The sequence below is a fragment of the Pseudanabaena sp. PCC 6802 genome (genome assembly GCF_000332175.1).
In the GTDB taxonomy this organism is placed as follows: Bacteria; Cyanobacteriota; Cyanobacteriia; order Pseudanabaenales; family Pseudanabaenaceae; genus PCC-6802.
Map to the genome: position 1 here is coordinate 4,483,474 of NZ_KB235914.1, position 14,310 is coordinate 4,497,783.

13 protein-coding genes and 1 pseudogene are annotated in these 14,310 nt (G+C 49.2%); 10 read left to right on the forward strand and 4 right to left on the reverse strand.

Features of this window, described 5'->3' with window-relative positions:
* Position 1: 1 nt before the first annotated feature.
* Positions 2-1,204 (forward strand): annotated as a pseudogene (locus tag PSE6802_RS0126715) (acetate kinase); the annotation flags it as partial.
* Between the two features lie 25 nt (positions 1,205-1,229).
* Here PSE6802_RS0126715 and PSE6802_RS32365 read toward each other — a convergent pair.
* Positions 1,230-2,068, reverse strand: a protein-coding gene (locus tag PSE6802_RS32365) for an IS5 family transposase (RefSeq protein ID WP_156815411.1) whose coding sequence is annotated in 2 segments (ribosomal slippage) — positions 1,230-1,720 and positions 1,720-2,068 — 840 coding nt in all. Because the reading frame shifts where the segments join, the coding sequence is not laid out codon by codon here.
* A gap of 265 nt (positions 2,069-2,333) precedes the next feature.
* On the opposite strand from PSE6802_RS32365, the gene PSE6802_RS0126725 reads away from it, so the two are divergent.
* Both PSE6802_RS0126725 and PSE6802_RS36075 read left to right on the forward strand, forming a co-directional pair.
* On the forward strand, positions 2,334-2,579 hold the full coding sequence (locus PSE6802_RS0126725; RefSeq protein ID WP_019503085.1) for a type II toxin-antitoxin system HicB family antitoxin: 246 nt from the start codon (positions 2,334-2,336) through the stop codon (positions 2,577-2,579).
* Entirely contained in the window at positions 2,576-2,788 is a 213-nt protein-coding gene (locus PSE6802_RS36075) for a type II toxin-antitoxin system HicA family toxin (RefSeq protein WP_019503086.1), read from the forward strand. Before PSE6802_RS0126725 ends, PSE6802_RS36075 begins: the two co-directional genes overlap by 4 nt.
* Before the next feature lie 8 nt (positions 2,789-2,796).
* Here the strand turns inward: PSE6802_RS36075 and zds are convergent, their stop codons facing one another.
* A complete protein-coding gene (gene zds / locus PSE6802_RS0126735; protein ID WP_019503087.1) occupies positions 2,797-4,257 on the reverse strand; it encodes a 9,9'-di-cis-zeta-carotene desaturase in 1,461 nt (486 codons plus the stop codon).
* Between the two features lie 75 nt (positions 4,258-4,332).
* Here zds and PSE6802_RS0126740 point away from each other — a divergent pair, with 75 nt between their 5' ends.
* The 7 genes from PSE6802_RS0126740 to PSE6802_RS0126770 all read left to right on the forward strand — a co-directional run bounded on the left by PSE6802_RS0126740 (position 4,333) and on the right by PSE6802_RS0126770 (position 12,070).
* Positions 4,333-5,157, forward strand: coding sequence for an alpha/beta hydrolase (locus PSE6802_RS0126740; protein ID WP_019503088.1), 825 nt, complete (start codon positions 4,333-4,335; stop codon positions 5,155-5,157).
* Positions 5,158-5,259: 102 nt separating this feature from the next.
* The gene (locus PSE6802_RS0126745; protein WP_019503089.1) at positions 5,260-6,336 is read left to right on the forward strand and encodes a pentapeptide repeat-containing protein; all 1,077 of its coding nucleotides are present in this window, start codon (positions 5,260-5,262) and stop codon (positions 6,334-6,336) included.
* 241 nt (positions 6,337-6,577) lie between these two features.
* Entirely contained in the window at positions 6,578-7,645 is a 1,068-nt protein-coding gene (locus PSE6802_RS30490) for an aromatic ring-hydroxylating dioxygenase subunit alpha (protein WP_019503090.1), read from the forward strand.
* 16 nt (positions 7,646-7,661) lie between these two features.
* Positions 7,662-9,437 (forward strand): GH3 auxin-responsive promoter family protein, encoded by a 1,776-nt coding sequence (locus PSE6802_RS0126755; RefSeq protein WP_162139243.1) that lies wholly within the window; start codon positions 7,662-7,664, stop codon positions 9,435-9,437.
* A 49-nt stretch (positions 9,438-9,486) separates the two neighbouring features.
* Positions 9,487-10,074, forward strand: a complete 588-nt coding sequence (locus tag PSE6802_RS0126760) for a hypothetical protein (RefSeq protein WP_019503092.1) — start codon at positions 9,487-9,489, stop codon at positions 10,072-10,074.
* Between the two features lie 181 nt (positions 10,075-10,255).
* Complete coding sequence (locus tag PSE6802_RS0126765; RefSeq protein WP_019503093.1) at positions 10,256-10,921, forward strand: hypothetical protein; 666 nt, start codon at positions 10,256-10,258, stop codon at positions 10,919-10,921.
* 297 nt (positions 10,922-11,218) lie between these two features.
* On the forward strand, positions 11,219-12,070 hold the full coding sequence (locus PSE6802_RS0126770) for a hypothetical protein (RefSeq protein ID WP_019503094.1): 852 nt from the start codon (positions 11,219-11,221) through the stop codon (positions 12,068-12,070).
* A gap of 18 nt (positions 12,071-12,088) precedes the next feature.
* Here PSE6802_RS0126770 and PSE6802_RS0126775 read toward each other — a convergent pair whose 3' ends face one another.
* Both PSE6802_RS0126775 and PSE6802_RS0126780 read right to left on the reverse strand, forming a co-directional pair.
* Positions 12,089-12,703 carry a DUF3611 family protein gene (locus PSE6802_RS0126775; RefSeq protein ID WP_026103591.1) on the reverse strand — a complete coding sequence of 205 codons (615 nt, stop codon included), beginning with the start codon at positions 12,701-12,703 and terminating at the stop codon, positions 12,089-12,091.
* A gap of 28 nt (positions 12,704-12,731) precedes the next feature.
* Positions 12,732-14,138 (reverse strand): DUF2252 domain-containing protein, encoded by a 1,407-nt coding sequence (locus PSE6802_RS0126780; RefSeq protein ID WP_019503096.1) that lies wholly within the window; start codon positions 14,136-14,138, stop codon positions 12,732-12,734.
* Between the last annotated feature and the right edge of the window lie 172 nt (positions 14,139-14,310).

Here is a 14,310-nt window from a genome sequence, read left to right on the forward strand (position 1 = left end):
TATGAAAATACTGGTACTCAACGCAGGTTCGAGCACTCAAAAGAGTTCTCTCTATGAGATAGCAGGCGATCGGCTGCCGGATATCCCTCCAAAACCCCTCTGGCAAGCCGTTGTCGATTGGACGCACCATCAGGACTGCGCCGAGATTGAAGTCAAAACAGTCGCGGGAGAGGTTCGGCAGGAGAAAATCCCAACTCAATCACACCTAGAAGCGATCGCCCATCTGTTGGCAACGCTCTGGCAAGGTAAAACCGCCGTCATCGCGCATCCATCGGAAATTAACGCAGTGGGGCATCGGGTGGTGCATGGAGGACAGGAGTATTGCGAGACGGTCAGAGTGACTGATGCGGTGAAGGCGGCGATCGCTCGGCTCTCTACTCTAGCACCAGCGCACAATCCTGCGAATCTAGATGGGATAGAGGCAGTGGAGAGCATCTTAGGCAACAAAATACCGCAATTCGCTGTCTTCGACACTGCCTTTCACAGCAATCTCCCTGCCGCCGCTGCCATCTATCCTGGCCCCTATGCTTGGGTAGAACGGGGAATTCGTCGCTATGGGTTTCATGGCATTAGCCACCAGTACTGCGCTCGCCGAGCCGCTCAACTATTGCAGCGAGATTGGCAAAACCTGAGGTTAATCATCTGCCATCTTGGTAATGGCTGTTCTCTTTCCGCTGTTCGGAACGATCGCTGTGTAGATACGACGATGGGATTTACCCCCTTAGATGGATTGATGATGGGAACGCGCTCTGGTGCAGTCGATCCGGGCATCCCGATCCACCTGATGCGTCAGGAGGGGTATACTATCGATCGCCTCGATCGAGAACTCAACAAAGAATCTGGATTGCTTGGTATTTCAGGTGTCTCGTCAGATATGCGTCAGATTGTGGCAGCGATCGCCGCAGGCAACGAACGAGCGCAGCTAGCTCTAGATATCTATATTCATCGGCTATGCTCTGGTATTGGTTCTATGCTGGGGAGTTTAGGCGGTCTGGACGCGCTAGTATTTACGGCTGGTGTAGGCGAAAACTCGGCACTCGTACGTTCCCGCACCTGTGAGGCATTCGAGTTTCTGGGACTAGCTCTCGATTCACAACTAAATGAGAATCATCCAGTCGATCTAGATATTGCCACTCCAGATTCCAAAGTAAGAGTTCTGGTAATCCATACTCAAGAAGATTGGGCGATCGCTAGAGTCTGCTTTTCAGAATTATTAGACCTCTTGCAAATTAGCCAACTGAGGAGCCTTGAGAGCGTTCAAAATTGTAGAGACCAGCAATTAGATTGCAACGCAAACCAAAGCGGTGACGACGATTGCGATAGCGTCCAGATAAGATGCGGAAGATCTTCAAGCGGCGATTAACATGCTCAATGCCAACCCGTTGGCGCGCAAGTTGGCGGTTGAACGCTTTCTGCTCAGGCGTAAGCTGACCACCTTTCGGTTTCTTGTGGGGTAAGCGGCAGTAGAGATGCAGTTTCTGGATGCCTTGATAACCCTTGTCCTGCAAACTCTCGGTTTGAGGATGGAAATGGATGCCAGAAGCTTTGAACAGCTTGAAATCATGCCGTCGCCCCTTGCCGAAAAACGTACAGATAATCTGCCCAGTAAGAGCGTCAATTATGAGTTGACATTTGAGCGTGTGCCCTTTCTGTTTGCCGCTATAAAAGGCACGTTGGTGCCGCTTAGGACGCTCAATGCGAGTTTCAGTCACATCAACGTCGCGACTGTAGGTATCCCAAAGCCCCGCACCAACTGGCGCTTCCCAGGTAGTCGAAAGCGACGTGAGCGGATTAAAGTCTCCTCTACCCAATGCACTATTCGACAAACTGTAGACTCGCTGATGCCCCAACTAGTGGCGATGTGAAAGTAGGTGCGATATTCCCGCCAATACTCGAAGGCAACCAATATGCGGTCTTCTAGTCCGAGTTTAGGCTTGGCTCCAGGTGTTGGCGTTGCTCGCCACTCTGGTTTAAGCACTTTCACAATTGCTTTGAACGTATTAGTCTCGATACCAAATCGACGCTTAAAGTGTGCAGCAGGTAGGGTTTGCGCTATTATATAGTTCATCATCAGGACGCTTTTTCGTTATTGCTATGTCCTGATATTTTCCTATCTTGGGGTTCTTTGGCAACTCAACCTCAACCTAATCTGCAAGAGGTCTATTATCGAGTGAATAAATAATTTATGGTTGTCCGGTAATGGCGATCGCTATGCTAATAGTAGTAGAGCGCAACTGAGAGCAGACTGTATTTTTACCGTTCTGGATAGGCGATCGAGGATAGGTGTTAAGCTGTACCTACCATGCAAATTTTAATTGCTGCAATCCCAGCTTATGCATTACAAAATTCCCTTGCTACTGACTCCTCAACCAGAAGGTGGTTTTACAGTAACCTCCCCATTATTACCAGAACTAGTAACTGAAGGGGATTCCATTGATGAAGCTGTAAGCAATGCTAGAGATGCATTTGAAGCAATCCTCGAAGCTTATGAAGACCTAGGTAAAAAGCCTCCTCTCAACTTGCAATCTATAGATGAACATTCTCCTGCTTTGATAGAAACTGTTGTCTTTGCAAAATGAAATGCCGGGAAGTTGCTCAGACGTGGGTAAAGTTAGTTTGTACTGAACTCCCAAGGCGTGGTGGGGGATCTCACAGAAAATGGTTTAATCCAATTACCCAAAAGTTAACGGTAATACCTGATTGGGCTAGCTGCGATTTAAAGTTGGGAACTTTGAGGGCAGCAATAAAACAACTAGGAATAGATTGGGCTGATTTTGAAAATGCGTAGTCCCTTATTTATTCTCCCATATTCTCCTTAAGCGATGCTTCTTGAGCTAAGATCGCAGCAGCGCAGAGTTGGCCGGAGAGCGTCGCTCCTTCCATGCTGTCGATGTAGTCTTGCATGGTATAGCTGCCAGATAAGAAGAAGTTAGAGATGGGAGTTTTTTGGGGTGGGCGATAGGGATCCATGCCAGGTGCCTCGCGATAGAGCGATTGGGCGAGTTTTACTACGCCATACCAGGTCATATTCAACTCGCGGGCTGATGGGAACAAAGCCTGGACTTGCTTGAGAACGTGTTGAGCGATCGCTTCGTTGCTTTCCTTGATGAATGGATCGCCGGGAGTGAGTACGAGTTGCAGCAAAGAACCCTGTCCTTTGCGGTAGTAGTTTGAGGGGCTGGTGAGAGCTAGATCTGCGAAGCAGGAAAAGTCAGCATCAGATGTATAGAGTAGATTATCCATGCCAGTGGCGCGAGCTAGCTGATGCCTTTGCGCGGGATCGTTGAGTTCGGTCACCCAACCGTCAAACCGCAATTGCACTGTGGCAACTGGCACCGTTTCGAGCTTATAGATATTGTCGAATTCCTTCCATTTGCGCCACGCTGCTGGTAAAAGGCGCTGTACGCCCGGAACATCGCAAGCACAAACATAGGCATCAGCGATAATTTGCTCCTCTTCCTCTCCATTTGCCACCACCAAACCAGTTACTTGGGTGGCAGCGCCATCCTGGGTAAACTGAATTTCGCGAACGCGGCGACGGGTGTAAATCCTGGCACCTCTGGCTTCGAGGTAGTTGATAATCGGCTTATGCAGGTATTCGTGAGGAGAGCCTTCCAACATTCGCAATACCGATGCCTCGGTGCGAGCGGCAAACATTTGGAAGATGGTCAACATGCAACGGGCGGAAATATTCTCGCAATCGATAAATCCCAAGGCGTAGGCAATGGGATTCCACATGCGTTTGATACTGCCATTACTGCCGCCGTGACTGCGAAACCAATCGGCAAAGCTGATGCGATCTAGACTGCGGATAGTTTTCATCGCGCCTTCAAAATCGATCAAACCGCGCACGATGGGGCTGGTGCCGAGCGCGATCGCATTCTGAATCTTATCTTGCAGCGACAGTTGGGATGTGGTGAAGAAGGCTTTGAGACCGTTAAACGGCGCACCTGTAAAGAAGCGAAAATCCAGGGCACCGATGCGCCCACCTTCATTGACAAAGGTGTGAACGTGTTCCTTGCGCAGCAGACTTTTGAATGCGCCCACTTTCTGCATGAGGGCAAAGAGCTGGTAGTAGTTGCCAAAAAATACGTGCAGCCCCATTTCTACGTGGTTGCCATCGGGATCGACCCAGCTACCGACTTTGCCACCCACAAACGGACGGGACTCAAAGATTTCTACCTGATAGCCGCGATCGCACAGTTCGACTGCTGTGGACATACCTGCTAACCCTGCACCAACGATCGCTACTCGCATCTTTTACTACTGTTTCAATATCTTCACCATTGTATTGCTTAGTATACGATCGAGGAGTATTTGTGTTGAAGATTCATGCCGCAACTCCCACTGCGAAAACTGCTCATTGGCGAATTTAGCTGGAAACGGCTAGCGCTCTCATTCCTGTTTATTTACGCTAGTTTTGCGATTTATATTTTTTTCAAGGCAGACTCGATGATTTTTTTGCCGCAACCGTCTAGCTATCAAGATACCAAAGACATCCTGAAACTAGCGGTCAACGATCGCGAGCGCATTTCCGCTATACATTTACCCAACCCTCAGGCGAAATATACCGTACTCTTTATTCATGGCAACGCCGAAGACCTCGGCGATCTTCGTTCCGAGCTCGAACTCTTGCATAGCTGGGGATTTAGCGTTTTTGCCTATGACTATCGCGGCTATGGCACCAGTGATGGTACGCCAAGCGAGCAAAATGCCTACCAGGATGCCGATACAGCTTACAAGTACCTCACCCAAAATCTGGGAGTACCCGCGCAGCAGGTGTTGATTTACGGGCGCTCTGTAGGTAGCGGCTCGGCTATCGAACTAGCCACTCGCTATCCTGTGGCAGGTTTAATTTTAGAAGGCGCGTTTACCTCTGCTTTTCGAGTAGTAGTGCCCTTTCCGCTGCTGCCCTTTGATAAATTCACCAATCTTGACAAAATATCCAGGGTGCAAAGCCCCGTGCTGGTGATGCACGGTCAAATTGACGAAGTTATCCCCATCCACCACGGGCAAAAATTATACGCAGCGGCACCGGAGCCAAAACTTGCACTTTGGGTAGAAGGCGCAGGACACAACGATTTTACCTGGGTGGCAGGCGATCGCCGCCGCACGGCCTTAGCTGAGTTCCTGAAAATCATCGAGAAAAAACAATAGTCGCAAGGTAGACAATGCCCACCCTCCGATGTTTCTGCTGAAAATGTTAATTTCCTATATAGGCAATGCAAAGGCGTTTAATAGTAATGTTATCTTGTGGAAATGCACGATCTAGAGCAATGCTATCGAATACTGGGGCTTGAGTCTGGTGCTTCGCTGGAAGAGGTGAACCAGGCATATAAGGATCTGGCGTTTATTTGGCACCCAGATCGCATTCCTAACGATAATCCCCGCTTGCAGGAAAAGGCGCAGGCAAAGCTCAAAGAAATTAATCAGGCACGGGATCGGTTGCGATCGCACCAGTCGCACCAGTCGCACCAGTCGCACCAATCGCACCAATCTAACGGTCACGCCCAGCAACCGCACGATCGATCGCACGCCCAGTCAAACACCCAGTCAAACGCCCAATCAAACGCCCAATCCGCCAGATCGCACGCCCAATCGCAGCATTATTATTCGCAGCCGCGCCAAAGTTACCAAACTTACCAACAGCATTATTGGCAGCGCGATCGCCAAGATCGCCAGCATCACGATCGCCAAGATCGCCAGCATCACGATCGCCAGCATCACGATCGGTCTCAGGAGCGATCGCAGTCCAAGACAACTTCGGCCTACCAGCAGAGCTATCAGCAAGCTAAAGCTGCCTACCAAAAAGCTCAGGAAGCACGGCAGCAGCAGGCACGACAAACCTATGAAGCGGAACAGGCAGAGCGCAAAGCTAGGCAGCAGGCTCAGCAAGAAACTCAGCGGCAAGCTCAGCCACAACAGCCAAAGCACGATCGCGATCGCGAAAACAATTACAATCAACGTCCCGATCTCAGTGGTGCTAACTTTAGCGGTGCTAACCTGAGCGAACGGGATTTATCAGGGCGTAACCTTAGCCATGCCAACCTCAGTCATGCCGATCTCAAAGATGCCTTTTTGCATCGGATTAATTTAAATAGCGCTAATTTGCATAAGGCTAATCTTTTCAGGGCAAACCTCCTGCAAGCCGATCTGCGCAATGCTAACCTGCGCGAAGCTAACTTAATTGGAGCCGATCTCAGCGGTGCCGACCTGAGCGGTGCCGATCTAACTGGTGCCCAGATTAAGGTTGCGGATCGGCTCATGGTTAAGCTGACGGGTGCTAATCTCACCGACACGATCATGCCCGACGGCAGAATTCACGATCGCGGCTAATTTGTAATTGTTTTGGAACTTCGATCCATCCATTCTGCGATCGCGTACTAATTGCAACACAAATTGCAATATGGAATCGTGACAAATGTAATGGTTAGACAATGACACTTAGTAGATGCGAGCGATCTCCTGGTTTTGATAACTTAAATCCATTCAAGCGCTGTTTACCTTTACGGCAATCTGCTAATTGACTCTAGGAAATTGAGAGTAGGACTGCCAAATTAACAAAGAGAAGAAAATCATGTTGAAAAACTTTTGGTATGCTTGCGAATTTAGTTCGGCTATTACGAGCAAACCCAAACAAATTAAGCTATTGAACCAGGAGTTCGTTCTCTATCGCAATTCCCAAGGACAGATTATCGCTTTCAAAGATCGGTGCCCTCATCGAGGCGCAGCTCTTTCACAAGGATGGAGCGATCGCGACTGTATCAGATGCCCCTATCACGGTTGGAAATTTCAGGCGGATGGGGCTTGCATTGAGATTCCTTCAAACGAGGACGGAGAACTGATTCCTCACAAAGCTCGCCTGGATGCCTATCCGGCGCAAGAGAAATATGGTTTTGTCTGGCTGTTCTGGGGAGATTTACCTGAATCGGAATGCCGTCCTCTCCCATCATTTCCAGAAATCAACAAATCGACATATCGACTCGTTCAAACTGAATTGACATCAACTGCTCACTACACGCGCCTATTAGAAAACCATATCGATGCGATCCACCCTGCTTTTGTCCACCCTACCGCCTTTGGTAGCGGACTAGCAGACAATCCCAGATTTTCCAAGTTTGACCTGCAAATGCAAGATTGGGGAGCGACTGCCTCTTTTTATAATAAGAAATATCTACCCAAAGGCTTTTTGTGGACTTATATTTCCAAACTAATCCCATCGGAGATTAAGATAACCATCGCCTTTCACCTTCCCAACATCGTATGCGTTGATATTGATGAGGGAAAGTTGGTTGTATATCTTATCCCCGTTCCCCATGACGACAATACAGCCACAACCAAATCAATTCTATGTCGGCAGTTTTTAACCTCTGCTTGGGCAGACGGCATTTTCCGGAAGCTGGTTTTAAAAGCCCACCAGGAAGACGGTCAGATCGTAGAATCCCAACATCCCAAGGTAATGCCCCATGATCTAGAGGAAGAAGTTCATGTTTCCTCCGATGCGCTGTCGATCGCCTATCGCGAGCTTCTCAAAAAAGCCATCGATATGGGTTGGGGAATTGAACGCAAGTCTCGCGATGCGTTTAATTTTGCAGTGCGAAGTCCAAACTGGGAAAAGTCCAAACTGTCCGAAGTTCAAAAATAGTATGAGAATTGTCCTCATGTTAAGATTTTTTAAGGATAGATCGGAGCAATCTTTCTTTTCTCCATTATTTCGTCAAGTCGCAATCTTCATTGGCCGCATTCTTTTGCATTTATTGCGGCTACAGATGCTGCGGGCAACCCAGGCTAACTCGATCGCATTAAGACGGATAATCGCCAGAAATCAACACTCTGAGTTTGGTCAACAGCACCGATTTAGTTCTCTACTGAAAGATTCTCAAATCGCTAACAAGTATAAATCGCTAGTCCCGCTAAGTTCCTATCAGGATTACGAAGCAGCGATCGCTCGCATGAAACAGGGCGAACCAAACATCCTGGTCTCAGAGCCTCTTGTCAGTTTTGCCGCTACGGCTGGTACGATGGGTTTGGCGAAGATCGTACCCAGAACCCGTTCCCATCTGAGAGTGCCGATGAAGATATCAGGACTATTGAACCCTGCCATAGGCACCAATTACTTTCTCAAAGGCAAGCCGCGAGGCAAAGGGATATGCTTGCTGACTGGTGCGGGAGCGATCGAAACGACTCAATCAGGAGCAACAGTTGAAGAGCACTCATCGATGGGCATGCGTCGTGTTGCAAAGATGATTCCGCATCTGTGGTGTTCGCCTGCTGAGGTCTTTGCCATTGATGATGACCGCACTGCCAGGTATTTGCACGCCTTGTATGGCCTGCGAGACGATCGGGTTCAGTATATCGCTGCTACATACGCTCCATACGTGTTGCAGTGGCTGATTGACATGGAGAGTCGCTGGTCGGAACTGGTTGACGACATCGAAAGCGGAACGCTCAGCGAGAATTTGACATTACCGCCAGCCGCGAGACAGTCGCTCGCAGCTAATTTGACTCCCGACCCCGCACGCGCTGCCGTACTGCGTGCAGCAACAGCAAGTGGTTTCAGAGGTATCGCGCCGCGCATTTGGCCTCAGATGGCTTATGTTGAAACAGTGACTACAGGGAGTTTTAGTATCTACGTCCCCGCCTTGCAGTTCTACCTTGGCAATATCCCTCTTTTCAGTAGTTTCTATGGTTCCTCCGAGGCGGCTATAGGCATAGGGCTATGGCCAGATCGCCCTGGAGACTACGCTCTGCCATTAGGTAGCGCCTATTACGAGTTCATTCCACTATCAGATGTGGATAAGGAGCACCCCAGGACAGTAGATCTCGATTCCCTGAAAATTGGCGAGTCATACGAAGTTGTCGTGACAAACTTGTCTGGATTCTATCGCTATCGCATAGGTGACATTGTCAAGATCGCGGGGCGCTATTTTGAAGCTCCCATACTGAATTTCAGCCATCGACGCGGAACGACACTGGATCTGGCTGGCGAGAAAACCAACGAAGCCCATGTCAAGACAACTATCGATCGCCTAACAGATGAGTGGATGCAGGAAATGGATAGTTGCTGGCGCGACTACACGGCAGCCATCGATTCTACTACTACTACGCCATCTCGCTATGTCTTTTATATCGAGCTTTTGGGCGATATCGTACCATCTGTAGCGATCGCCACCATCGATCGAGGAGCGCAGTTGCTCGATAAAGCTCTTGGGGATGTCAATCGCGCCTATCGACTGCAACGCCGCCAGGGGTCGATCGGGATGCCGCAGGTCAAGCTGTTAGCAAGCGGCAGCTTTAGCCTGCTGAGCGAAAAGAGAAATCTCAATCAGCTCAAGATCCCGAGATATTTAACCAATAAGCAGCAAATAGACCTGCTAGAGTCGCGGGTTATTGCGGCATCAGATCGGGAAGAAAGTCATAATTTAGCACTTGCTTAAACTTTAGAAACACTTGTTGGGAACACTTAGTTTTAAGGATATCTTTCTCATGGAATTAGAACAATTATCTACTCTGGAAAATCCATATCGCGATCGCGATATAGTATCTGCTGTAGAGCTTGCGATCGCCCTGAACGCTACTGACTCGGTTGAATGGCTTCATGTCGGTCAAACCATGACTCCTGCTCCTAACCCATTCTCAATAACTTCATCAGGAGGAATTGGCGCTACCGTTCGCATTCCCTCTGGAACTTTTTTGAGAATCGATCAAACTCCTTCTTTCCCAGGAGCTTTTGATGTGGGTGATGCTCTACTTTTTACTGGTCTTGCTAATCCAGGCCCCCTGACCATTACGTTTGATGTGCCAGTATTTGGTGCGGGCACGCACATCCAATCAGATCCCGCGAATACTCCCAACTATATTGTCACTGTTGAAGCTTTCGATCGCGGCGATCGCAGCTTGGGTAAATTTGAATTTTCAGGTGTTAGCTCCAAGGTTGCTGGTAGTGGCGTACTTTTCGTTGGTCTGCTCGATCGCAGCGGTAGTATCAAAAAACTGGTGCTTAACGCACTAGAACAGGGAGCTAGCGTTCCTTTTGCCATAAATGCAATCGCGCTCAGAACTAGCATTACATAATCTCACAGACGAGCGCGAACCCAAACTGTATAACATTTTTCAATTGAGAACAGGTTTTATTGACGGGGTGAAGGAGTAGAACCCCTTCTTGGGGGCGTTGCCCCCAACCCCCCTTCTCGTTTTCATCTGAAAACCGCTATAACATCTTCATGAATTTCCTAACCAAGCGAAACAGTTCCCTATGTCACTGCAATCGTTGCCCCCTCTCTTGGAATTTGCTGCAAAACCTTCCTTGAAACTGGTTGCGGAGTCTGCTTCGATTAAATTCGATACCTTTGATGTCAATCCGTATGAATATTTGAGCAGGCAACAGCTCGATTCTCTAGCTTCAAGCGATCGCGTAGAGTACTGCTCGCTGCTAATTCCGGGAGCAAATGGGCTGGGGAACTTATTTGAGAATATTTGCGATCGCGCTAGTAGGGCGCACCAAATTCTCTCACTGTCAGGGAACCCATTTACAGCGCTGAGCATGGCTAAGTCAGTCGTGCGGAGGCTATCGCCCCAAAAAGCCATTCATATCATCGCTCACTCTAATGGCAATCTCAACGTCGTTCCTTTTTTGGTAACCTCTCTACAGACTTTAGTTAGGAGGATGGCCTGGGATCTCGTCCCAATTAAAGTATGCAGGTTAGATCCAATTGGAATTCCCAAATCTACAGTTGTCGGTGCCGCGCAAGTAATTGATATTGGAAGTAATAAACCGGATTCAAACGATCTGCGCGATCGAGCTGCTTTGAGCTTTCTGCGCCCCGATTTTCGAGTGCGACAGGGGATCGGGCACTACGATCTACTCAACGATACCGAAATTCTCGACCGCCTGATAGAAACGCCATACAATTTCTTCTGATACCAATTTAAATTGTTGTGGTTACAGATGGGGGGTGGGGGCGTTGCCCCCACGAAGGGGTTCCACCCCTTCACCCCGCTCGATCTGTCGTGTTTACTGTTCAAATTGGTATGACATTGCCTTTGTTGGCGATTGCTCTCAAACTATAGCGGTTTTCAGATGAAAACGAGAAGGGGGTTTGGGGGCAACGCCCCCAAGAAGGGGTGGAACCCCTTCACCCCATAAACTAACGCCTTTCTCAATTGCAAAACGCTATATAGCTATATAATCTGTCTGAAGTTTCCCCCCTTTGCTGGCATGACCCCATTCAAACAAGAAGAACTATCCAATTGCACCTCTCAAGATTGGGAAGGTGAAACTTTCTATCCCAAACCTGGCTGGGTGTGGCAATATCCAAAGCCAAAGCTGCAAACTAGCTACGCCAACCCTTTGATGCTGTCAGCGATCGAATTCTTCCACTATCTGACATTTGCAACCCAAATTGGGCTTGCCTATACTTTCTTCTCTTTCTCTGACTTCTACGCACCGCGTTGCGAATCGTTTTTTCTAGTGGCGATCGCTCCCGTATTTCAGCAGGCGGCTAGCGTAGTTCCGATCGTATTGCACGAATACGAAGGATGGCAAATCGCTCCTTTTAAAGATAGCACTGGCGATCGCGATAAGTTTAATAATGACGGCCTCCGCCGAGTTGCCTACAAATTGCTATTTGTCTTACAGGCGGTTGCTTCAGGCATGTTTTGCATCGGCGTGTTTGGCACGAACAGGTGGTCTGTTGGTTCTCTAACTGTTGAGATGCCTTGGACTATTTTGTTTGTAGCAGCCGTTCTCTTATGGCTGTACGTTGCTTCGAGAGCCGCTAAAACTTTCTCATTAACGATCGACAACAAATTGTTACTACCAGTTCCCCTCTCGATCGCGATCGTCTATATCCCTATCCAATTTGCCTATATCATTGCGCTAGCCGATTTATTGGGTTGGGTACCTGCACTGCTCGGCGTTGCGCTGCCATTATTGGGTGGCGTAATGGAAGGACTAGGTGCAGAAAGCACTTTCAATCAATGGTGGCATCTATTCGCCGTCATACTATTGAATTCGGCTGGTGTAGTTTTGAGCTTCTGCGTTGCCCGACATGCAATGGGATTGCTGTAAGCTGTAGATGAGTTTCTGCTACGATCTCTCCTGAGGGTTTTGATTCTGTCTGACGAGATAAAGCAACAGCAATGCCACCACTAAGCCAACCAATCCTGACGCGATCGTGTTCACCATAGCTTGAATGGCAATCATATCTGACGGTGTAATCAACGCTCCTTGAGTTACGAGAGTCCTAGCTCGATCGGGTGTAGGGACAACTACTGCCGAGCCTTGAGGTACAGTAAGCATTTTAAAGGTCAATTCACCAACTCGTGCTAAGGCAATCAGTACGGCGATCGCCATACTGCCGACATTAGCGCTTAATCCCAATTGAAGATCGCGGATTACCTGAGATTTCGCCGGACGCAGATCTCTTATCTCAAGTTTGCGAGCTAGTTGAGTATAGCGAAAACACCAGTAGATACTGAAGATCATTAGCAGCAAACAGGCGATCGCTGAAAATAAACCAAACGAGAGTCCTCCACTCTGCTGCCTATTAGGGTTAAACAGAACAGTTCCTACCACGACTAGAATCGGCATAAAACCGAGTAGCGATTGCAGCCAGAATCCAATCCAGCCCAACAGCCTGAAAAAACGCGCAATCTGTTGGGGAGTAGGGTTAGTGGCTTCAGGATTCAAAAAATTAAACATGGCTACTTGTTTTGAGATAAATCCATCGTTAAAACTCACTGGCAACCTGAATGCGTCCCTGACGGGCTGCCGCTGCTAGTAGATCGTAATCTCGCTCTGTGCGATCGGCATAGGCATAGGCAAACTTTGCCAGTGCGGCATCCAAATCTTCGCTCTTGCCAACGTAGCCAGCTAGCATGGCGGCATCGCCGGATTTAGCATGAGCTAGTGCCAATGCCCAGCCGCACAGGCCGCAGTAGTCAGGCAGACTGGCAATCCGGAACTTAGTCGGATCGAATTCTACTCCGCCCTTCATATCCCGTAACTGGCGCACGTAGTATTGAATGCCATCCTGTTCGCCCCAACCCAGAAAAATATCCGGTGCTCCTTGAATCAGACGCTGCCCAGATACAACCCGATGACCTTGATTTTCAATCGCTGGGTTGTCCGTCGTTAAATTGCCAGCGTAGGGAGCCAGTACGGATGGTTGGGCTTCCTTGACCTGGAGGAATAGAGGATCTCCAGCATCCTTGCCTTGCAGGTAGATTACCCAGCAACGGGTACCCACACTACCCACACCGACAACCTTACGGGCGACATCAACAATGCGATAGCGCGATAGCAAAAAGCGGCGATCTGCTCCTACAGAGGCCAGGTAATCCCGCAAAAATAGTTCGAGTGCTTCGGCAATAGGCCTGCCCGTGCCGGTTGTCTCTGTCCGCACGATCAGAGGATGAACTTCGACGATGCGCTGTTGATCGTCAACCAGATCCGTCATCTTTTCAAGTACCTGAAGATGGGTGCGCTGTCGTGCCTTATCAATGTGTTGAGCTGCTCTTTTGCGCGATTCAGGGGGGAGTACATTGAGTAATGCGGTCTCAGTGATATTGGCGTACCAAAGTTCCAAATAACCCATGTGGGCGTATTGGCGCATGCGATCGCGGTAAGAGCGCACAACCGCCCGTGCCGCTTCCTCGCACAGAACGCGATCTGCACCGAGAAATCGCCCTGCCACCACAGCACTGGCCGTGAGGCGTTTGAGATCCCACTCCCACCCCCCAATATGGGTTTCATCGAAATCATTGATGCCAAATACCAGATTGCGTTCGGCAGAGGCAAACACGCCAAAGTTGGAGACATGCATATCGCCGCACGCCTGCACGGTTATCCCTGTCGTCACCGCTGGCGCGATATCACCGATCATCACCGCCGCCGATCCGCGCAGAAAGGCAAACGGAGAAGCCAACATGCGGGCATAGCGCACGGGCACTAGCTCCGGTAATCGCGTTTGAGCCTGAGCTTCGAGAATAGCGATCGGATCCTCGCGATTGTCTGGAATATTAAATTCAGCATGGGCGCGGCGAGATACTAGTCGGCGGAGGGCTTTACCTGCTGCCAGCCGTTCTGCCACCGAAGGGCGGACAGCCGTAAAACAATCGAGGTAGTTATCTGTCAACTTGTTTTTTCTGTAGATATCTACTGGAGTTTAGCCTAAAAACAAAAGATTGAGTAGTCATGACTATAAAGTATATAGGGGCGCGCGATGTGCAACTAACGTACTCCCTCATCCCCCACCCCCTTCTCTCAAGGCAGGAGAAGGGGAGCTAGAATCGGCCTAAATCCCTCTC

What these genes read in the sequence shown, in the direction of transcription:
- PSE6802_RS0126745 (WP_019503089.1), top strand. Translation starts at nt 5,260, where the DNA reads ATGCACGATCTAGAGCAATGCTATCGAATACTGGGGCTTGAGTCTGGT.
- PSE6802_RS0126770 (WP_019503094.1), top strand. Translation starts at nt 11,219, where the DNA reads ATGACCCCATTCAAACAAGAAGAACTATCCAATTGCACCTCTCAAGAT.
- zds (WP_019503087.1), bottom strand. Translation starts at nt 4,257, where the DNA reads ATGCGAGTAGCGATCGTTGGTGCAGGGTTAGCAGGTATGTCCACAGCA.
- PSE6802_RS0126755 (WP_162139243.1), top strand. Translation starts at nt 7,662, where the DNA reads ATGTTAAGATTTTTTAAGGATAGATCGGAGCAATCTTTCTTTTCTCCA.
- PSE6802_RS0126775 (WP_026103591.1), bottom strand. Translation starts at nt 12,703, where the DNA reads ATGTTTAATTTTTTGAATCCTGAAGCCACTAACCCTACTCCCCAACAG.
- PSE6802_RS0126765 (WP_019503093.1), top strand. Translation starts at nt 10,256, where the DNA reads ATGTCACTGCAATCGTTGCCCCCTCTCTTGGAATTTGCTGCAAAACCT.
- PSE6802_RS0126725 (WP_019503085.1), top strand. Translation starts at nt 2,334, where the DNA reads ATGCATTACAAAATTCCCTTGCTACTGACTCCTCAACCAGAAGGTGGT.
- PSE6802_RS0126740 (WP_019503088.1), top strand. Translation starts at nt 4,333, where the DNA reads ATGCCGCAACTCCCACTGCGAAAACTGCTCATTGGCGAATTTAGCTGG.
- PSE6802_RS0126760 (WP_019503092.1), top strand. Translation starts at nt 9,487, where the DNA reads ATGGAATTAGAACAATTATCTACTCTGGAAAATCCATATCGCGATCGC.
- PSE6802_RS30490 (WP_019503090.1), top strand. Translation starts at nt 6,578, where the DNA reads ATGTTGAAAAACTTTTGGTATGCTTGCGAATTTAGTTCGGCTATTACG.
- PSE6802_RS36075 (WP_019503086.1), top strand. Translation starts at nt 2,576, where the DNA reads ATGAAATGCCGGGAAGTTGCTCAGACGTGGGTAAAGTTAGTTTGTACT.